Genomic DNA, 18076 nt, shown 5'->3' with positions numbered 1-18076 from the left:
ACGTCAACTCGATGGCGTCGAACCTGACCAGCCAGGTCCGCAACATCGCCTCGGTGACCACGGCGGTGGCGAAGGGTGACCTGTCGCAGAAGATCACTGTGGATGCGCGGGGTGAGATCCTGGAGCTGAAGTCGACTGTCAACACGATGGTGGACCAGCTCTCGTCGTTCGCCGACGAGGTGACCCGGGTGGCCCGCGAGGTGGGCACCGAGGGCAAGCTCGGCGGTCAGGCCCAGGTGCGCGGTGTCGCCGGCACCTGGCGGGACCTGACCGACAACGTCAACTCGATGGCGTCGAACCTGACCGCCCAGGTCCGCAACATCGCCCAGGTCTCCACGGCGGTGGCGAAGGGTGACCTGTCGCAGAAGATCACTGTGGATGCGCGGGGTGAGATCCTGGAGCTGAAGTCGACTGTCAACACGATGGTGGACCAGCTCTCGTCGTTCGCCGACGAGGTGACCCGGGTGGCCCGCGAGGTGGGCACCGAGGGCAAGCTGGGCGGCCAGGCCCAGGTCAAGGGCGTCAGCGGTACGTGGCGCGACCTCACCGACAACGTCAACTCGATGGCGTCGAACCTGACCAGCCAGGTCCGCAACATCGCCTCGGTGACCACGGCGGTGGCGAAGGGTGACCTGTCGCAGAAGATCACGGTGGACGCCCAGGGCGAGATCCTGGAGCTGAAGTCGACTGTCAACACGATGGTGGACCAGCTCTCGTCGTTCGCCGACGAGGTGACCCGGGTGGCCCGCGAGGTCGGCATCGAGGGCAAGCTGGGCGGTCAGGCGCAGGTGAAGGGCGTGTCCGGCACCTGGCGCGACCTGACCGAGAACGTCAACCAGCTCGCCTCGACGCTGACCACGCAGTTGCGGGCCATCGCCCAGGTGTCCACCTCGGTGACCCGGGGCGACCTGACCCAGCGGATCGCCGTCAAGGCGCAGGGCGAGGTCGCCGAGCTGAAGGACAACATCAACCAGATGATCGTCACCCTCCGGGAGACGACCAAGAAGAACGCCGAGCAGGGCTGGTTGGACTCCAACCTGGCGCGGATCGGCGGCCTGTTGCAGGGCCAACGCGATCTCGGCGAGGTCTGCCGCATGATCATGACGGAGGTGACCCCGCTTGTCGACGCCCAGCTCGGTGCCTTCTTCCTGGCCGACGACACCGACGGCAGCATGCGGCTGCGGTTGACCTCGTCGTACGGCTACGTGGCGCGGGGCAACGACGTCACCTTCGGGCCGGGTGAGGGGTTGGTCGGGCAGACCGCGCTGTCCCGTCGCACGATCCGGGTCAGCGCCTCTCCGGACAGCCGGCTCACCCTGCGGTCCGGTCTGGCCGAGACACCTCCGTCCGACCTGGTGGTGCTCCCCGTGCTGTTCGAGGGTGAGCTGCTCGGCGTGATCGAGTTCGCCAGCGTGTCGGCCTTCTCCGAGTTGCACCTCGCGTTCCTGGAGCGGCTGGTGCTCACCATCGGCATCGCGGTCAACACCATCCAGGCCAACCGGCGTACGGAGGAGTTGCTGGCCCAGTCGCAGCGGCTGGCGCACGAGATGCAGGAGCAGTCGGCGGAGTTGCAGCGCACCAACGCCGAGTTGGAGGAGAAGGCGACTCTGCTCTCCGAGCAGAAGGGCAACATCGAGACGAAGAACCGGGAGATCGAGCTGGCGCGGCTGGGCCTGGAGGAGAAGGCGCAGCAGCTGACCCGGGCCTCGGCGTACAAGTCGGAGTTCCTCGCCAACATGAGCCACGAGCTGCGTACGCCGCTGAACTCGTTGCTGCTGCTGGCTCGCCTGCTGGCGGAGAACTCGGAGCAGAACCTCAGCCCGAAGCAGATCGAGTTCGCCAAGACCATCCACGGGTCCGGCTCCGACCTGCTGCGCCTGATCGACGACATCCTCGACCTGTCCAAGATCGAGGCGGGTCGGATGGACGTCGAGCCGACCGAGATCCGCTTCGCCGAGCTGCGCGGCTACGTCGAGCAGGCGTTCGCACCGCAGGCCGAGGAGAAGAACCTGGACTTCCAGGTACGGGTGAGCAAGGATCTGCCGCCGGCGCTGGTGACCGACCCGCAGCGGTTGCAGCAGATCCTGCGCAACCTGCTCTCCAACGCGGTGAAGTTCACCGACAACGGCGCTGTGACGTTGCGGATCGCCCCAGCCGCGGAGAACGCGGTCTTCGACGTGCCGGCGTTGACAAACGCCCAGCAGGTGATCGCGTTCACCGTGATCGACACCGGGATCGGCATCTCCGACGACAAGTTGTCGATCATCTTCGAGGCGTTCCAGCAGGCCGACGGCACGACCAGCCGCCGCTACGGCGGCACCGGGCTGGGCCTGTCGATCAGCCGCGATCTGGCCCGGCTGATCGGCGGCACGATCACCGTGTCGTCCGCTCCCGGTCAGGGCTCGACCTTCACCCTGTTCGTGCCGCAGGTGCTGGCCCCGGATGCCGTGGTCGCGCCTCAGCTTCCGTCTCCGCAGCGCGCCGGCCTGCCGTCGTCGCTGCTGATGCCGCCGCTGGACCTGCTGCCGGAGCGCCCGGAGGCACCGGCCACCCGTCAGCTGGACGGCGCCACGGTGCTGATCGTGGATGACGACGTCCGCAACGTCTTCGCCTTGACCAGCGCGTTGGAGCTGCACGGGATGACCGTGCTGTACTCGGACAACGGGGCGGACGGGGTCCGCCTGTTGGCCGAGCATCCGGAGGTGGACATCGTGCTGATGGACGCCATGATGCCGGACCAGGACGGCTACGAGACCACCCGCCAGATTCGCCGCAACCACCGGTTCGCTGATCTGCCGGTGGTCTTCCTGACCGCGAAGGCCATGCCGGGCGACCGGGAGTCGGCGCTCGCGGCCGGTGGCAGCGACTACATCACCAAGCCGGTCGACCTGGATGACCTGATCGAGTTGATGTCGTCCTGGATCAACGGCAGTCGGACCGAGGAGACTTCGTGACCCAGATCGCCAAGGCGCTGCTCGTGGACGACCGGCGGCAGAATCTGACGGCCCTGGAGGCGATCCTCCAGGGTCTGCCGGTTCAGTCCGTGGCGGTGGAGAGCGGCGAGGCGGCGCTCAAGCAGCTCCTCGTGGACGACTTCGCGGTGATCCTGCTGGACGCGCAGATGCCGGACATGGACGGGTTCGAGACGGCGAGCCACATCAAGCGCCGGGAGCGGACCCGGCACGTGCCGATCATCTTCCTCACGGCCGCCGACCGGGACGCCCAGCTCGCTCTCCGGGGCTACCAGGTGGGCGCTGTGGATTACCTGACCAAGCCGTTCGACCCGTGGGTGCTGCGGGCCAAGGTGTCGGTCTTCGTCGAGCTGTGGGTGAAGACCCGGCAGTTGGCCACCCAGTCGGATCTGGTCCGGGAGCGCGACACGCAGTGGCGGCGGCTCACCGACGCGGTCGACGAGGCGACCACGCTGCTCCGTTCCGACGACTCGGAGGCCCACGACCGGGCGGTACGCATGCTTGAGCAGGCCCGCTGGGGCAACACCGCCTGACGTTCAGACCTCGCCGGGCCTGAGGTGGCCGGTGGCGGCCCGCCGGGCGCGCCACCGCTCACGCAGTGAGTCGATCTCCTCCTGCACGAAGATGAAGAAGTCGCGCATCTCGGCCACCCGTTCACCTGCCTGCGTCTCGGCCCCGAGGGCGGCCACCCCGTCCTCGGCCACGTCGATGAACGTCTTGTAGATCATGGTCTTGGTGATGGTCGCCTCGTACCAGGGGTTGTCCGGCATCCGGTAGCGATCACGGCGCGACCGGGGGACCGGCTCGCGGATCAGCATGCCGAACTGGGTGAGGTAGCGGACCGCGCCGCTGACCGCCGCCGCGCTCACCCCGAGCCGCTCGCCGATCTCGGCGGCGGTGAGGGGGTCGTCCGAGCTCATCACCGTGAACAGCACCCGGGCGGCCATCCGCGGGGAACCCACCTCGGCGAAGGCCAGCGCCATCCGCTCGACGAAGAGGTGCACCGGGTCGTGGCTGTCGCCGGTTGCCATGTGGTGCCCTCCCGCGTGTTGGTGTGGACCTCATGCTGCACAGGTCTCACAGTCTTCACAACTTTGTGAAACGAGTGTAGCTTCCGATACATGGAAACTCCCATTGCGGTGTCCGGCCTGGTCAAGACCTTCGGCCGGACCCGGGCGCTCGACGGTCTGGACCTGACCGTCCGCACCGGCGAGGTGCACGGCTTCCTCGGCCCGAACGGCGCCGGCAAGTCGACAACCATCCGGGCACTGCTCGGCCTGCTGCGGACGGACGCGGGGGCCGTCCGCCTGCTCGGCGGTGACCCTTGGCGCGACGCGGTGGCCCTGCACCGCCGGCTGGCGTACGTGCCGGGCGATGTGACGCTCTGGCCCAACCTCTCCGGCGGCGAGGTCATCGACCTGCTCGGCCGGATGCGCGGCGGGCTGGACCCAACCCGCCGGGCCGAGCTGCTGGACTCCTTCGAGCTGGACCCGCGCAAGAAGGGACGGGCCTACTCCAAGGGCAACCGACAGAAGGTCGGCCTGGTGGCGGCCCTCGCCTCGGACGCCGAACTGCTCATCCTGGACGAGCCGACCTCCGGGCTGGACCCGCTGATGGAGGAGGTGTTCCAACACTGGGTCCGGCGGGCCAAGGCCGACGGTCGTACCGTGCTGCTCTCCAGCCACCTCCTGGCCGAGGTGGAGGCGCTCTGCGACCGGGTGACGATCATCCGCAACGGACGCGACGTGGAGACCGGCACCCTGACCGAGCTACGCCACCTGCGCCGCACCTCGATCGAGGCCGAGCTGACCGGTCCGGTGGACGGGCTGGACCAGCTCGCCGGCGTCCACGGCCTGCGGGTGGACGGGCAACGGGTGCGCTTCGACGTGGAGAGTGCCGCGCTGGACAGCGCGCTGCGCCAGCTCACCGAGATCGGCGTACGGAGTCTGGTCAGTCAGCCGCCGACACTGGAGGAGCTGTTCCTGCGGCACTACCAGACCGAGCAGGTGCCGTCATGACGGCCCTCACCGGGACGCGGCACCTGGTACGCCTCATTCTGCGCCGGGACCGGGTGCTGCTGCCGATCTGGATCCTGCTGCTGGCGGTGCTGCCGGCCAGCTACGCCAGCGCGTACGCCGAGCTGTACCCGACCGCCGCCGAGCGGGCCGCGTACCTCACCGGAACGGCGAGCAACCCGTCGATCGTCGCCCTGCTCGGCCCGGTGTACGGCGACAGCGTCGGCGCGCTCACCGTCCAGCGCGCTGGTCTGCTGGCGGTGATCGCCGGGCTGATCAGCGTGCTCACCGTCGTCCGGCACACCCGGACCGAGGAGGAGGCCGGCCGGCGGGAGTTGCTCGGCGCGACAGTGCTGGGCCGCTACGCCGGGCTGACCGCCGCGCTGCTTGTGACGTACGCCGCGAATGTGCTGCTCGGCCTGCTCATCGCCGGCGGCCTGGTCGCGGCGGGCCTGCCCGGCGCGGGTTCGGTGCTCTTCGGCGCCGGCGTGGCGCTCACCGGTGTCGTCTTCGCCACTGTCGGCGGGCTGGCCGCGCAGCTCACCGAGGGCGCGGGTGGGGCGCGGGGGATCGGCCTGGGTGCGCTCGGGCTGGCTCTCGTGCTGCGGCTGGCCGGCGACGCCGGTGGTTCCGGCGGCACCGGCGGAGGCGCCGAGTGGTTGAGCTGGCTCTCGCCGCTGGGCTGGTCGGCACGGAGCCGGGCCTACGCCGATGAGCGCTGGTGGGTGCTGCTGCTGCCGGTGCTGTTCGGTGCGGTGGTCGCGCTCGTCGCGTACCCCGTCTCGGTCCGCCGTGACCTCGGCGCGGGGGTGTTTCCGTCCCGGCTCGGCCCGGCCACCGCCGGTGCCGGCCTGGCTGGCCCGTTCGGTCTGGCCTGGCGGCTGCACCGGACCCAACTGTTCGGCTGGACCGTCGGCTTCGGGCTGCTGGGCCTGGTGCTCGGCGGGGCGGCGGACGCCGCCGGCGACGCGGTGCGGGGCAACCAGCAGGTGGCCGAAATCCTGTCCCGATTCGGCGGCAGCTCGGCGTTCGCCGAGGCGTACCTCGGTGGGACGTTGAGCCTGACCGCGCTGGCGGCCGCCGGGTACGGCATCCAGGCCGCGCTGCGGGCCCGGGCGGAGGAGACCGCCGGACGGGCCGAACCGCTGCTCGCGACGGCGGTGAGCCGGACCCGCTGGCTGGCGGCGCATCTGGTCTTCGCGCTGCTCGGCCCGGCGGTGGTGCTGAGCGTCGCCGGGCTCGCCACCGGGCTGGCCTACGGGCTCAGCGTCTCCGACGTCGGCGGCGAGTTGCCGCGGCTGCTCGGTGCCGGGCTGGCCCAGGTGCCCGCGGCCTGGGTGCTGGCCGGGCTGGCGGCGCTGCTTGTCGGCTGGCTGCCCCGTCTCTCCGGGGGTGCCTGGGCGGTGCTCGCCGGCTGTCTGCTGCTCGGTCAGCTCGGTGCGGTGCTGGGACTGGACCAGTGGGCACTGGATATCTCCCCGTTCACCCACACTCCCCAGGTCCTCGGCCAGGGCTGGTCGGTCACCCCGCTGGCCGTCCTGACGGCGGCGACGGCTGGCCTGCTGACAGTGGCGTTGCTGACCTTCCGCTCCCGCGACATCCCCACCCCCTGACCTGCGTTGATCATGGGGTTGGCGCGCCAACCCCATGATCGACCCGGGCGAGGGGTCAGCCGGCGGGTTGGTCGTTGCGGATCATCAGGGCGCTGCGGAGGCCGGTGATGTCCAGGACGCGGATCAGGAAATCGCCCACGTGGGTCAGCATCAGCAGGCTCTGCGCATGGCTGGCCTTGCGGCTGAGCACGACCAGGGTGCCCAGGCCCTGCGAGTCGCAGAAGGTGACACCACCCAGGTCGAGCACGATCCGCGGGGGTGGGTCCGCAAGCACCTCGTTCACCACCGTGGAGAGCTGGGCAGCCGTGAGCATGTCGATCTCACCGGCCAGGCGCAGCACTGCTTCGTCGCCCGTCCGGTGTAGCGTGATGGACAGTTCGGCACGATCCACCCGGTCAGCCTAGCGCGATCCGCCCGGCCCGGCCTGTTGAGGCCGCGAGCCGCCGCCCGCCGAGGTCACGAGCCGCCGCCCGCCGAGGTCACGAGCCGTCGCCTCGGCCCCGCGCTGCCGCCGCTGTCCACCGCCGGCCAGGGGTGAGCCCGGTAACCCCTCCGCGGGGTGGCTGCTGGTTGACAGTGCGGCGCTGACACAATGGCGGCATCGTGACCGACATCTTTTCCGCCGGATCCGGCCGCTACCCAGCCGTTGCGCCGGCCTCCGAGGCCTTGTTCGACCGCGCCCGAGCCCTCGTGCCGGGCGGGGTGAACTCCCCTGTGCGCGCCTTCCAGGCGGTCGGCGGTACCCCGCGTTTCATGGTCCGTGGCGAGGGTCCGTGGCTGTACGACGCCGACGACCGCCGCTACGTCGACCTGGTCTGCTCGTGGGGTCCGCTGATCCTCGGGCACGCCCACCCCGAGGTGGTGGCCGCCGTGCAGGCCGCCGCCGCCCGGGGCACCAGCTTCGGCACCCCCACCCCGGGTGAGGTGGAGTTGGCCGCCGAGCTGGTCGACCGGACCCCGATGGAGCAGGTTCGTCTGGTCAACTCGGGCACCGAGGCGACAATGTCGGCGATCCGGCTGGCGCGCGGCTTCACCGGCCGATCCAAGATCATCAAGTTCGCGGGCTGCTACCACGGGCACGTGGACGCGCTGCTCGCCGCCGCCGGGTCCGGCGTGGCCACCCTGGGCCTGCCCGACTCGCCCGGCGTGACCGGCGCGGCGGCCAGCGAGACGATCGTTCTCCCGTACAACGACATCCGGGCCGTCGAGGAGGCCTTCGCCGCCGAGGGCCCGCACATCGCCGCGGTGATCACCGAGGCCGCCGCCGGCAACATGGGCGTGGTCGCCCCCCGCGACGGCTTCAACCAGCAGCTCGCCCGGATCGCGCACGCGCACGGCGCCCTGCTGGTGGTCGACGAGGTGATGACCGGGTTCCGGGTCTCCCGCGCCGGCTGGCACGGCCTCGACGCCTCCGACGCCGACCTGTGGACGTACGGCAAGGTCATGGGTGGTGGCCTGCCCGCCGCCGCCTTCGGCGGGCGTGCGGACATCATGGCGCGACTCGCGCCGGCCGGCCCGGTCTACCAGGCCGGCACGCTCTCCGGTAACCCGCTGGCCTGCGCCGCCGGCCTGGCCACGCTGCGACTCGCCGACGACGCGCTCTACCGCCGCCTCGACGAGACGGCCGCCGTCGTGGGCAAGCTGGCGTCCGACGCGCTGGCCGCCGCCGGGGTCCCGCACCGACTCTCGTACGCGGGCAGCATGTTCTCGATCTTCTTCACGGACGCCGACGTGGTCGACTACGACAGCGCCCGCACCCAGCAGGTGCCGGCGTTCAAGGCGTTCTTCCACGCGATGCTCGCCGCTGGCGTCTACCTGCCGCCGAGCGCGTTCGAGTCGTGGTTCGTGTCGGCGGCGATCGACGACGACGCTCTGGAGCACATCGCCGCAGCGCTGCCCACGGCGGCGAACGCGGCGGCAGCGGCTGGTCACGGGGGTAGCGGTGAGCGCGAGGAGTGAGCCGGTGTTGCGAGCCCCGCAGTCGCGAACAAAGGGAGCGCAGCGGTGAGCAAGACGGTGGTCCACGTGCTCCGGCACGGCGAGGTGCACAACCCCGACCAGATCCTCTACGGTCGACTGCCCGGTTTCCGCCTCTCCGAGCTGGGTGTGCAGATGGCCAAGGCCGCCGCGCAGGGCCTGGCCGAGCGGGAGATCGTGCACGTGGTGGCCAGCCCGCTGGAGCGCGCCCAGCAGACCGCCGAGCCGATCGCCGCCCAGTTCGGGCTACCGGTCGGCGTGGACGAGCGGCTGATCGAGAGCGCCAACTGGTTCGAGGGCAAGAAGGTGTCCCCGGGTGACGGGTCGTTCCGCGACCCGCGTAACTGGTGGGTGCTGCGCGACCCGGTGACCCCGTCCTGGGGTGAGGCGTACCGGGTGATCGCCGAGCGGATGTTCGCCGCCGTGCACGCCGCCCGGGTCGCCGCCGAGGGGCGTGAGGCGGTGCTGGTGTCGCACCAGCTCCCGATCTGGACGCTGCGCCGCTACGTCGAGCGCAAGCGGCTCTGGCACGACCCGCGTAAGCGGCAGTGTGGGCTGGCGAGCCTCACCTCGTTCCACTTCGACGGCGCGAAGGTGGTGGGCATCGGCTACAGCGAGCCGGCCGCGCACCTGATCGCTCTGTCCGCGACCGCCCGGACGGCCAAGGGGGCCTGATGAACGCCCGGAGGTGGACCGCCGGCGTGCTCGCCGCCGTCGCCGCGGTGGCCTTGGTCGGCTGCACGTCGTCGAAGGGGCAGGAGAAGACCTGCACGACCACCACCGACGGGATCTTCGAGTGCGCGCCGGACCAGCGCTCGGCACCTCCGAAGCTCGCCGGTGAGCTGCTGGCCGGCGGCACCTACGACGTCAGCCAGGCCCGGGGCCAGGTGGTGGTGCTCAACTTCTGGGGCTCCTGGTGCGCGCCGTGTCGTGCCGAGGCCGACGACCTGGAAGCGACCTACCAGGCCACCAAGGGCTCCGGGGTGACCTTCCTCGGCGCGAACGTGCAGGACGAGCGGGACAAGGCCAAGGCGTTCGAGCAGGGTCGGGTCACCTATCCGAGCCTGTTCGACCCGTCCAGCCGGCTTGCGCTCGCCCTGGACATCCCGCCGAACTTCGTTCCGGCGACGGTGGTGCTGGACCGCGAGGGTCGGATCGCGGTGGTGATCCGAGCCGCCGTCAAGCAGGAGGGCCTGCAACCGATCGTCGAGCGGATCGCGGCCGAGAAGCCGGCGTCGGGCTGATGGGCGAGACCTTCAAGGAGTTGGCCCTCAGCGGGCCGCTGCTGCTCGCCATCGGCGCGGCGGCGCTCGCCGGCCTGGTCAGCTTCCTCTCCCCGTGTGTGCTCCCGCTCGTCCCCGGCTACCTGTCGTACGTCACCGGTCTGGCCGGCGCCGACCTGGAGGGTCGCCGAGCGGCGGCCGAGCCCGCACCGGCCACCGGCGGTGTCGCCGTCAGGGAGCGGGTCGCGCGGGTCGGCGCGGTGAAGGGCCGGGTGCTCGCGGGCACGCTGCTCTTCATCGCCGGTTTCACAGTCGTCTTCGTCGCCAGCGCGATCCTCTTCGCCACCATCGGCCGGGTCTTCTTCGACTACGAGCGGCAGTTGGAGATCGTTGCCGGCGCGCTGATCATCGTGCTCGGTATCGCCTATCTCGGGATGATTCCGGCCCTGCAACGGGAGTTCCGGATCTCCCGGCTACCCGCCGCCGGCCTGCTCGGCGCACCGGTCTTCGGGGCCGTCTTCGCGCTCAGCTGGGTGCCCTGCACCGGCCCCACGCTCGGCGCGGTGATGATGATGGCCACCGCCAGCGGCCAGACCGACCGTGCCATGGTGCTCGCCGTGGCGTACTGCCTCGGGTTGGGGATACCGTTCGTCGTCTTCGGGCTGGGCTTCGAACGCCTGCTCGGGGTCTTCCGCGCCGTCCGGCGCAACAGCCGTTGGGTCACCCGGGTCGGCGGCGCCCTGCTCATCCTGATCGGCCTGGCGCTGGTCACCGGCGGATGGCAGAGCTTCGTGATCTGGTTGCAGACCACCGTCGGGGTGGGCGAGGTGAGCATCTGATGACGGTCGTCGACGACCGACCGGAGACCGTGGCCCCGGCGCCACGGCGTCGGCCCAACCGGCTGCTGGCCCTGCTGCGCAACTCGTGGCGGCAGCTCACCAGCATGCGTACGGCGCTGATCCTGCTCTTCCTGCTCGCTGTCGCCGCGATCCCCGGCTCGGTGCTGCCGCAGCGCGGGATCAGCCCGGAGAAGGTCAACCAGTACTTCGTCGACCACCCGGACTGGGCTCCCCGACTGGACCGGATCGGCGCCTTCGAGGTCTTCGGCTCGGTCTGGTTCTCCGCGATCTACCTGCTGCTGTTCACCTCCCTGATCGGCTGCATCACGCCCCGGTTGCGCGACCACGCGCGGGCGTTGCGGGCCCGGCCGCCGGCCGCGCCGAAGCGCATGGCCCGGCTGCCGCAGCACACCGTGCTGCCCGCACCGGCCGGTGGCACCACGGCGATCGCCGAGGTGCTGCGCAAGCGCCGCTGGCGGGTGCAGGTGCGCGGCGACGAGGTCTCCGCCGAGAAGGGCTATCTCAAGGAGACCGGCAACCTGCTGTTCCACATGTCGCTGATCGCGGTGTTGATCGGCGTCGCGCTCGGCTCGTGGTACGGCTGGAGCGGCAACCGGCTGCTGGTGGCCGGCGCGGACAACACGTTCTGCAACACCCGTCAGCAGTTCGCCGAGGCCAAGCTCGGCCCCCGCGTGGACAGCGCGGACCTGCCCCGCTTCTGCCTGCGGCTGGACGACTTCCAGGCCCGGTTCCTGCCGTCCGGCCAGCCGGAGTTCTTCAACGCCACGGTCACCGTCGACGGCCCGGACGAGCCCACCCGCAGCGCGGACTTCTCGGTGAACTCGCCGCTGCGGTTGAAGGACGCGAGCGTCTACCTGCTCGGCCACGGGTACGCCCCGGTGATCCGCTACACCGACCGTTTCGGCAACAGCCAGCTCAGTGACGACCCGTTCCTCACCACCGGCGACATGGGCCTGACCAGCGAAGGGCTGGCGGCGTTCCCGGACGCGAACGTCGACCCGGCCACCGGGCAGCGCGCACCGGATCAGCAGATGGCGTTCACCGGCATCTACCTGCCCACCGCGCCCGAGCAGGGGCCGTTCGTGCGCTCGCAGTATCCGGCCGAGCGCAACCCGGTGCTGAACCTGGTCGCCTACCGGGGCAACCTCGGCCGGGACGCCGGCATCCCCGGCTCGATCTACCAACTCGACCAGCGGCAGGTGCGGACCGGCAAGGTCAAGGAGGTCGGCACCAAACTGCTCCGCAAGGGCGAGACCTGGACGTTGGACGACGGCTCCACTGTCGAGTTCCTGGACACCAAGCGGTACGTCACCCTCTCCGTCCGGCACGATCCCGGCGCGACCCCGCTGCTGATCAGCTGCGGTGTGCTGCTCGTCGGGTTGATGGGCTCGCTGTTCGGGCGGCGTCGCCGGGTGTTCTTCCGGGTGGTGCCGGCCGACCCCGGGGAAGGATCTCCGACGAGCGGTAGTAGCTTGATGGAGGTCGGTGGGTTGCCGCGTACCGACTACCCAGGGTTCGCCGACGAGTTCACCCAGCTCGTCGCCGCCGTCAGCGGTGCCGAACGGGCTGGCGCTGGCGCTGACTCCACTGACCGGGCCGGCGTGCGAGAAGGAGCCGAGTGATGTCCGCACTCTCCGACAATCTGGTGACCTTCGCGATCCTGACGTACCTGGTCGCGATGATCGGCCACGCCGTGGAGTACGCGCTGGGCAATGCGCGTACCCGAATCGCCGCGGCGGCTCCGGTCCGCGAGCTGGTGGGTGCCGGCGGCGGCGCCCTGCCGCCACCGCCCGCGTCGGTCCCGCCGTCGGCCCCGGCCGACCGGTCGGCGCGACGTGCCCGCCTCGCCGGCCTGATCGCGGTCGCCGCCACCGCGGTCGCCGCCGTGCTGCACCTGGCGGCCCTGGTCACGCGCGGCCTCGCCGCGGACCGGATGCCGTGGGGCAACATGTACGAGTTCGTGCTCACTGTGACGTTCATCGGTGTCGCCGCCTGGCTGGTGGTGCTCTGGAAGCGGCCGTCGCTGCGCAAACTCGGGCTGTTCCTGACCCTGGTGATGGTGCTGCTGGTCGCCACCGCCGAGCTGGTGCTGTACGTGCCGATCGTGCCGCTGGTGCCGGCGCTGAACTCGTACTGGTTCGTCATCCACGTCTCGACCATCGTCTTCGCGTCCGGCATCTTCCTGCTCGGTGTGGTGCCGGCGGTCGGCTTCCTGATGCGCAACGGGTACGAGCAGGGCAAGCGGAGCTTCCCGTACACCCTGGCCAAGCGCCTGCCCGGCGCGGTGGGCCTGGAGCGGCTGACCTTCGCGCTGCACGCCTTCGCCTTCCCGATCTTCACCTTCGCGGTGATCGCCGGAGCCATCTGGGCCGAGGCGGCGTGGGGTCGGCCGTGGGGCTGGGACCCGAAGGAGACCTGGGCCTTCATCTCCTGGGTCGTGTACGCCGGTTACCTGCACGCCCGGGCCACGCCCAGCGTCAAGCGCAACGTGGCCACCTGGCTGGCGGTGCTCGGCTTCCTCACCATGCTGATGAACCTGTTCGGCGTGAACATCTTCTTCACCGGCCTGCACTCGTACGGCGGGCTGGACTGAACCCCCGTTGGCAGAATGTAGAACTACACTTCTTAGAAGCGTAGTTCTACATTCTGTGAGGATGTGGCAGTGAAGCTCTCCAAACCAGCTGACATCTTCGACCGCGACGTCGAGTGGGCGGAGCTGGTCCGGTTCGCCACGGACGACCGGCCAGGTGCGACGCTGGGCGTGGTCAGCGGCCGTCGCCGGCAGGGCAAGACTCTGCTGTTGTACGAGTTGGCCCGCGCCACCGGCGGTTTCTACTTCGGGGCGACCGAGGCGACCCCGGCAGAGTCGCTGCGTCGACTCGGGGAGGCTCTCGGCCGGCACACCGACGCGCCTGGCCCGCTTCGCCTGGAAGACTGGTCGAGTGCGGTAGACGCGCTGCTCGCACTGGGCCAGCGTCGCCCGGTCACCGTGGTGATCGACGAGTTCCCCTATCTTGCGCGAGCCACTCGGGACCTCCCGTCGATCATTCAGCACGCTCTCACACCGGGCCGGGTCGAGCGCACCGAATCCCGTACGCGCCTGCTGCTGTGCGGCTCGGCACTGTCGTTCATGGGTGGTCTGCTTGCCGGTTCGGCCCCGCTGCGCGGACGGGCCGGGCTGGAACTGTCAGTGCCGCCGCTGGACTACCGGGCCGCCGCGACGTTCTGGGGGATCGATGATCCGTCACTGGCTGTCCGGGTGTTCGCGATCGTCGGGGGCACGCCCGCCTACCGGCGGGAGTACGTCCAGGACGATGCACCCGACGGGCTGGACGATTTCGACGACTGGGTCGTGCGCGCGGTGCTGAATCCGGCCCGCCCACTGTTCCGCGAGGCTCGCTATCTGCTCGCCGAGGATCCCGACCTGCGGGATACGGCGCTCTACCATTCCGTGTTGGCCGCGGTCGCCGAAGGCAACGGCACCCGAGGCGGGATCGCCGGGTACATCGGACGGAAGGCCACCGACCTCCAGCACCCGCTCACCGTCCTTGAGGACGCCGGTCTGCTCCTCCGTGAACCCGATCCGCTCCGCAGCGGGCGTAGCCGTTACCGCATCGTCGAACCCCTCATCACCTTCTACCAGGCGATCATGCGGCCGGCCTGGACGGCGCTGGAGCAGCGACGTGGCCCGGACGTGTGGCGGCGTTCTCATCGCCGGTACTCAAGCGCGGTGCTGGGGCCAGCGTTCGAGGAGATCGTCAGGCAGTGGGCCCTGCGCTTCTCCGCGCCGGAGACGTTCGGCGGTGTCGTCGCGGAGGCCAGCGCCGCCGTGCTCACCGATCCCTCCACCCGTACCAGCCTGGAACTCGACCTGGTGGCGTTCGGCGAGCCGCCGTTCGGCGACGGCCCTCGGCCACTGCTCGCCATCGGAGAGGTCAAGTGGGGCCGCACGCTGGGTCGGCCCGAGTTGGATCGGCTGGGCCGGGCACGTGACCTGCTCGCCGCGCGTCCCGGCCTGGACGTGCGGGACGCCCGGTTGCTGCTCGCGAGCGGTGCGGGGTTCACCGACGAACTGCGGCACGCGGCCGGTCAGCGTCCCGATGTCGTCCTCGTCGACCCGTCGCGGCTCTACTCAGGCGACTGAGGGCGTCCGGGCCGCACCGGAGGATGTCGACGGCTGCGAGGGCTGCGCAGGGTCTCGTCCACGCGCAGAGTGACCTGGTACGACACCTCCGGCAGGTCGGCCAGCTCGATCCGTTCGCCGCGCAGCGCCAGTTGGGCGTGCAACTCCCGGGCGATGGCGTCGCGAAGCGCGACCAGCAGGGGAGACAGCCCGTCCGGGTCACCAATGACGTACGCGTCCGACATGGATCCACTCTGCTCCCGTATCCCGCCGTTCGGCCAGGCGCGGTGAGATGTGTCCGCCGGGCTTGCCCCATCCCTGGTCGGCAATGTGGCGGTGTGCCGCGCCCGGTAAGCCGTTGATCCACTCGGCTTCCATGAAGTCGGGGTGTCCTGCGGCCGGGGATACCGCACTTTCATGAAGCCCGAGTGGATCTTGCGATGGCGGTCGTCGAGTCAGGCGGTCGGGCCGGTCCCGACGATCCTCGACCGGGAGCACCCGCCGCAGCTCACCGCCGTGATCGACGAGGCCGCGTTGCAGCGCTTCGCGGAGGGCTGTGCCGGGGTGGTGGCCGGGCAGCTCCGGCACCTGGTGGCGTGCACCCGCCGCCCGCACATCAGGGTGCACGTGCTGCCCCAGGGGGAGCCCGCTGGCACAAGTCCACCCGGAGCGGTAACGACGCCGGCGCGTGCGTCGAGGTCGCCGACAACCCTGCCCGGCCGGGTGCACGTCCGCGATTCCAAGGACCGCGACGGCGGCCTGCTGACCTTCACTCCGGCCGCGTGGCGGGCCTTCGTCGAGCTGGCCCGCACCCCCTGACCCTCCGCCGAGCCGGGCCGCGGTCAGCCACCGAACCAGCCGGGCACGTCGAGCCGGAACCAGTTGGCCGAGGCCATCGTGCGCAGGTCGTCCTCCATCGCGTCGACCCGGTCCGGTCCGAGGGTGTCGGCCCACCGCTCGCGCAGCCGATCGAAGATCTCGGCCGAGCGACGTAACCCGTCGGCGCCGCGCGGTGTCACCCGGACCAGCCGGCGTCGGGCGTCGGAGGGATCGTCGGCCCGCTCCAGGTAGCCGACGGCGACCAGCCGGTCGACCGTCTTGCCGGCGGCCTGTTTGGAGATGCCCAACCGTTGGCCCAGCTCGGTTGCGGTCGTGCCGTCCGCGCCGACGGCCTGGAGCACGAACCCGTGCAGCGGTCGCAGTTCGGGGTGCCCCTCCTGGGCCAGCTCGGCGTGCAGGTCGTCGATCAGCGTCCGGAAGCCGGCCAGCAGCAGCAGTGGCAGCGCGAAGCCGGGTCGCGCGGGCTCAGCGGTTGCCATGTTCGACAACCACGTTTACTATTTCGTCAACCACGTTGACTATCGTACCGTGCCCCGATCGAGCCCCTGGAAAGTAGGCAACCATGTCCACCTTCGTCGCACACACCGCCGAAACCGCACCCGCCGCAGCCCGCCGGTCCGTCGAGGGAGTGCAGGGCCGGTTCGGCTGGCTGCCGACCCCGGTGGCGCTGATGGCCGAGTCACCACAACTGCTCAACGGCTTCCTGACCGCCAACGCGGGGTTCGAGCAGACCGATCTCACGCCGCTGGAGCGGGAGGTGGTCGTTCTCGCCGTTGCCACCACCAACGAGTGTCACGTCTGCGTCGCTCTGCACACCGGCACCCTCGGCCGACTCGACGCGAGCCCCGAGCTGATCACCGCGCTGCGCGCCGGCACCGCGCTACCCGAACCCCGGTTGGAGGCGCTGCGCCGGTTCACGCTGGCCGTGCTGGCGCACCGGGGCGCGGTGCCCGACGGCGAGCTGGACGACTTCCTGGCCACCGGCTACCAGCCCCGGCACGCGTTGGACGTGGTGCTCGGCGTCGGCGCGTACACGATCTCGACCTTCGCCAACCGACTCACCCGCGCCCCGCTCGACCCGCCCCTGGCCGCCCACGCCTGGACGCCCGCAGCCTGACCCGCCCCTGGCCGCCCACGCCTGGACGTCCGCAGCCTGACCGGTGACGCGCGCGGGCGGCGGCGGGCCGCTGCTCAGGCCGCTCCGAGAAAGTCGCGCAGCAGGGCGAGCATCTCGTCCGGGCGCTCCTCGTACAGCCAGTGCCCGCAGTCCTCGATCACCTCGCCGCGGACCGTGTCGGCGTACCGGCGAACCTGCTCGGCGACCTGCCCACCGAGGCTGGCCGCCGCGCCGACCGCCAGCACCGGCATCTCCAGCCTGGTGGCCCGGTACGCCGCGTTGTCCGCGCTGTCTTGGTCGAACGCGCGGAAGTAGGCGAAGCTGGCCCGCAGATGCGCCGGGTCGCGCAGGTGGCTGGCGAACTCCTCGATGTCGGGCGCGGCGATGCTGCCCTTGCGCACCATCAGCGCGTCGGTGAACCGGTCCACCCAGAGTGACTCCCGTCCGCTGACCAACTCCTCCGGAAGCCCGTTGCCGATCGAGAAGAAGCCGAAGTTCCACACCCCTGGCCCGGCGGGGGTGAGCGCGGGGAACGTGTAGATGCTCTCGTCGGGGATCGGCGCCTCGCTGAGCACCAACCGACTCACCCGCCGCGGATGGGCGGCGGCATACGCGTACGCCACCATCGTCCCCAGGTCGTGCCCGACCAGCCGGAGGTCACCGACCAGGCCGAGTTGGTCGAGTAACCCGTGCAGGTCGGCGGCGACAGTCTTCTTGTCGTACCCGCCGGCCGGGGCGTCGCTGTCCCCGAAGCCGCGCAGGTCGGGCGCGACCACGTCGAAGGAGCGCCCCAACTCGGGCAGCAGGTGCCGCCACATGTACCAGCACTGCGGGTACCCGTGCAGCAGCACCAGTGGCGGGCCACTGCCGCCCCGGACGTAGTTCATGGTGATCTGGCCGACCCGCGCCCGCTGCTCGGTGAACCCCGCCGGAACCCGCTCCGCGCCCATCGCCGCCTCCACCCACCCGCCGTGTGCCTGCCTGCCACCCGTGTGCCTGCCTGCTGCCCGTGTGCCTGCCGCCTCCCGGCGCCGGCTGCCCGGCTACCCACTCAACCGCCCGCCATGCCCGCGAGTTCTGCGCCCGGCCGGTTGATCCACTCGGTTTCCATGAAGTCGCGGTGTCCTGCGGCTTGGGACACCCCGACTTCATGAAACCCGAGTGGATCTCGGCCGGCCGCCGACCCCCGACCGACCCCCGACCGGCCGCCGACCCCGACCGACCCCCGACCGGCCGCCGACCCCGACCGACCCCCGACCGGCCGCCGACCCCGACCGACCCCCGACCGGCCGCCGGCCGCCGACCGAGCGGGGGGGCGGCGGGGGGGGGAAGAGGG

The 18076-nt window shown here is 70.9% G+C and carries 17 protein-coding genes and 2 pseudogenes; 14 read left to right on the top strand and 5 right to left on the bottom strand.

The genetic code is table 11. The features are described 5' to 3' along the window. Together ABZU25_RS11285 and ABZU25_RS11280 are read left to right on the top strand one after the other, a co-directional pair. A partial coding sequence (locus ABZU25_RS11285) for a HAMP domain-containing protein (protein ID WP_355029210.1) occupies window positions 1-2954 on the top strand: 2954 nt, incomplete at its 5' end. Further along, complete coding sequence (locus ABZU25_RS11280) at window positions 2951-3505, top strand: response regulator (RefSeq protein WP_355029209.1); 555 nt, start codon at window positions 2951-2953, stop codon at window positions 3503-3505. The genes ABZU25_RS11285 and ABZU25_RS11280, both read left to right, overlap by 4 nt. A 3-nt stretch (window positions 3506-3508) precedes the next feature. Here the strand turns inward: ABZU25_RS11280 and ABZU25_RS11275 are convergent, their stop codons facing one another. After that, window positions 3509-4003, bottom strand: a complete 495-nt coding sequence (locus ABZU25_RS11275; RefSeq protein ID WP_355029208.1) for a helix-turn-helix domain-containing protein — start codon at window positions 4001-4003, stop codon at window positions 3509-3511. A gap of 90 nt (window positions 4004-4093) precedes the next feature. Between ABZU25_RS11275 and ABZU25_RS11270 the strand changes: the two genes are divergently transcribed. Further along, window positions 4094-4990 (top strand): ABC transporter ATP-binding protein, encoded by an 897-nt coding sequence (locus tag ABZU25_RS11270; RefSeq protein WP_355029207.1) that lies wholly within the window; start codon window positions 4094-4096, stop codon window positions 4988-4990. After that, window positions 4987-6600, top strand: coding sequence for an ABC transporter permease (locus ABZU25_RS11265; protein WP_355029206.1), 1614 nt, complete (start codon window positions 4987-4989; stop codon window positions 6598-6600). Before ABZU25_RS11270 ends, ABZU25_RS11265 begins: the two co-directional genes overlap by 4 nt. Before the next feature lie 55 nt (window positions 6601-6655). Here ABZU25_RS11265 and ABZU25_RS11260 read toward each other — a convergent pair whose 3' ends face one another. Next, the gene (locus tag ABZU25_RS11260; RefSeq protein WP_053652159.1) at window positions 6656-6991 is read right to left on the bottom strand and encodes an STAS domain-containing protein; all 336 of its coding nucleotides are present in this window, start codon (window positions 6989-6991) and stop codon (window positions 6656-6658) included. Between the two features lie 212 nt (window positions 6992-7203). Here ABZU25_RS11260 and hemL point away from each other — a divergent pair, with 212 nt between their 5' ends. The 7 genes from hemL to ABZU25_RS11225 all read left to right on the top strand — a co-directional run bounded on the left by hemL (window position 7204) and on the right by ABZU25_RS11225 (window position 14804). Next, window positions 7204-8559, top strand: coding sequence for a glutamate-1-semialdehyde 2,1-aminomutase (gene hemL / locus ABZU25_RS11255; protein ID WP_355029205.1), 1356 nt, complete (start codon window positions 7204-7206; stop codon window positions 8557-8559). Between the two features lie 45 nt (window positions 8560-8604). Next, window positions 8605-9252, top strand: a complete 648-nt coding sequence (locus ABZU25_RS11250; protein WP_030334015.1) for a histidine phosphatase family protein — start codon at window positions 8605-8607, stop codon at window positions 9250-9252. Next, complete coding sequence (locus tag ABZU25_RS11245; protein WP_355029204.1) at window positions 9252-9821, top strand: TlpA disulfide reductase family protein; 570 nt, start codon at window positions 9252-9254, stop codon at window positions 9819-9821. Before ABZU25_RS11250 ends, ABZU25_RS11245 begins: the two co-directional genes overlap by 1 nt. Then, the gene (locus tag ABZU25_RS11240) at window positions 9821-10639 is read left to right on the top strand and encodes a cytochrome c biogenesis protein CcdA (RefSeq protein ID WP_355029203.1); all 819 of its coding nucleotides are present in this window, start codon (window positions 9821-9823) and stop codon (window positions 10637-10639) included. The genes ABZU25_RS11245 and ABZU25_RS11240 overlap by 1 nt, the downstream gene beginning before the upstream one ends. After that, entirely contained in the window at window positions 10639-12282 is a 1644-nt protein-coding gene (locus tag ABZU25_RS11235; RefSeq protein WP_355029202.1) for a cytochrome c biogenesis protein ResB, read from the top strand. Before ABZU25_RS11240 ends, ABZU25_RS11235 begins: the two co-directional genes overlap by 1 nt. Further along, window positions 12282-13253: a c-type cytochrome biogenesis protein CcsB gene (ccsB, locus tag ABZU25_RS11230; RefSeq protein ID WP_355029201.1), complete on the top strand. Its 972-nt coding sequence runs from the start codon at window positions 12282-12284 to the stop codon at window positions 13251-13253. The genes ABZU25_RS11235 and ccsB overlap by 1 nt, the downstream gene beginning before the upstream one ends. A gap of 69 nt (window positions 13254-13322) precedes the next feature. Next, window positions 13323-14804, top strand: coding sequence for an ATP-binding protein (locus ABZU25_RS11225; RefSeq protein ID WP_355029200.1), 1482 nt, complete (start codon window positions 13323-13325; stop codon window positions 14802-14804). Here the strand turns inward: ABZU25_RS11225 and ABZU25_RS11220 are convergent. After that, on the bottom strand, window positions 14789-15028 hold the full coding sequence (locus tag ABZU25_RS11220) for a hypothetical protein (RefSeq protein WP_355029199.1): 240 nt from the start codon (window positions 15026-15028) through the stop codon (window positions 14789-14791). The genes ABZU25_RS11225 and ABZU25_RS11220 overlap by 16 nt on opposite strands. A 172-nt stretch (window positions 15029-15200) precedes the next feature. Here ABZU25_RS11220 and ABZU25_RS11215 point away from each other — a divergent pair. Together ABZU25_RS11215 and ABZU25_RS11210 are read left to right on the top strand one after the other, a co-directional pair. Next, window positions 15201-15401, top strand: a pseudogene (locus ABZU25_RS11215) (Scr1 family TA system antitoxin-like transcriptional regulator); the annotation flags it as partial. Beyond that, window positions 15380-15602: pseudogene (locus ABZU25_RS11210) on the top strand (DUF397 domain-containing protein). The pseudogenes ABZU25_RS11215 and ABZU25_RS11210, both read left to right, overlap by 22 nt. Before the next feature lie 23 nt (window positions 15603-15625). On the opposite strand, the gene ABZU25_RS11205 reads toward ABZU25_RS11210, so the two are convergent. Then, complete coding sequence (locus ABZU25_RS11205) at window positions 15626-16102, bottom strand: MarR family winged helix-turn-helix transcriptional regulator (RefSeq protein WP_355029198.1); 477 nt, start codon at window positions 16100-16102, stop codon at window positions 15626-15628. Between the two features lie 83 nt (window positions 16103-16185). On the opposite strand from ABZU25_RS11205, the gene ABZU25_RS11200 reads away from it, so the two are divergent. Then, window positions 16186-16740: a carboxymuconolactone decarboxylase family protein gene (locus tag ABZU25_RS11200; protein WP_355029197.1), complete on the top strand. Its 555-nt coding sequence runs from the start codon at window positions 16186-16188 to the stop codon at window positions 16738-16740. A 74-nt stretch (window positions 16741-16814) separates the two neighbouring features. On the opposite strand, the gene ABZU25_RS11195 is transcribed toward ABZU25_RS11200, so the two are convergent. Next, complete coding sequence (locus tag ABZU25_RS11195) at window positions 16815-17690, bottom strand: alpha/beta hydrolase (protein WP_355029196.1); 876 nt, start codon at window positions 17688-17690, stop codon at window positions 16815-16817. Window positions 17691-18076: the final 386 nt, after the last annotated feature.

The sequence above is a fragment of the Micromonospora sp. NPDC005215 genome, from assembly GCF_040607915.1.
Lineage (GTDB): Bacteria > Actinomycetota > Actinomycetes > Mycobacteriales > Micromonosporaceae > Micromonospora.
Note: the sequence above shows the minus strand (reverse complement) of the source record. Positions and strands in the feature narration are given on the sequence as shown.

Excerpts from the sequence above, each read along its gene's own strand:
- ABZU25_RS11275 (WP_355029208.1), bottom strand. The coding sequence starts at position 4,003 with ATGGCAACCGGCGACAGCCACGACCCGGTGCACCTCTTCGTCGAGCGG.
- ABZU25_RS11270 (WP_355029207.1), top strand. The coding sequence starts at position 4,094 with ATGGAAACTCCCATTGCGGTGTCCGGCCTGGTCAAGACCTTCGGCCGG.
- ABZU25_RS11265 (WP_355029206.1), top strand. The coding sequence starts at position 4,987 with ATGACGGCCCTCACCGGGACGCGGCACCTGGTACGCCTCATTCTGCGC.
- ABZU25_RS11245 (WP_355029204.1), top strand. The coding sequence starts at position 9,252 with ATGAACGCCCGGAGGTGGACCGCCGGCGTGCTCGCCGCCGTCGCCGCG.
- ABZU25_RS11240 (WP_355029203.1), top strand. The coding sequence starts at position 9,821 with ATGGGCGAGACCTTCAAGGAGTTGGCCCTCAGCGGGCCGCTGCTGCTC.
- ABZU25_RS11235 (WP_355029202.1), top strand. The coding sequence starts at position 10,639 with ATGACGGTCGTCGACGACCGACCGGAGACCGTGGCCCCGGCGCCACGG.
- ccsB (WP_355029201.1), top strand. The coding sequence starts at position 12,282 with ATGTCCGCACTCTCCGACAATCTGGTGACCTTCGCGATCCTGACGTAC.
- ABZU25_RS11220 (WP_355029199.1), bottom strand. The coding sequence starts at position 15,028 with ATGTCGGACGCGTACGTCATTGGTGACCCGGACGGGCTGTCTCCCCTG.
- ABZU25_RS11205 (WP_355029198.1), bottom strand. The coding sequence starts at position 16,102 with ATGGCAACCGCTGAGCCCGCGCGACCCGGCTTCGCGCTGCCACTGCTG.
- ABZU25_RS11200 (WP_355029197.1), top strand. The coding sequence starts at position 16,186 with ATGTCCACCTTCGTCGCACACACCGCCGAAACCGCACCCGCCGCAGCC.
- ABZU25_RS11195 (WP_355029196.1), bottom strand. The coding sequence starts at position 17,690 with ATGGGCGCGGAGCGGGTTCCGGCGGGGTTCACCGAGCAGCGGGCGCGG.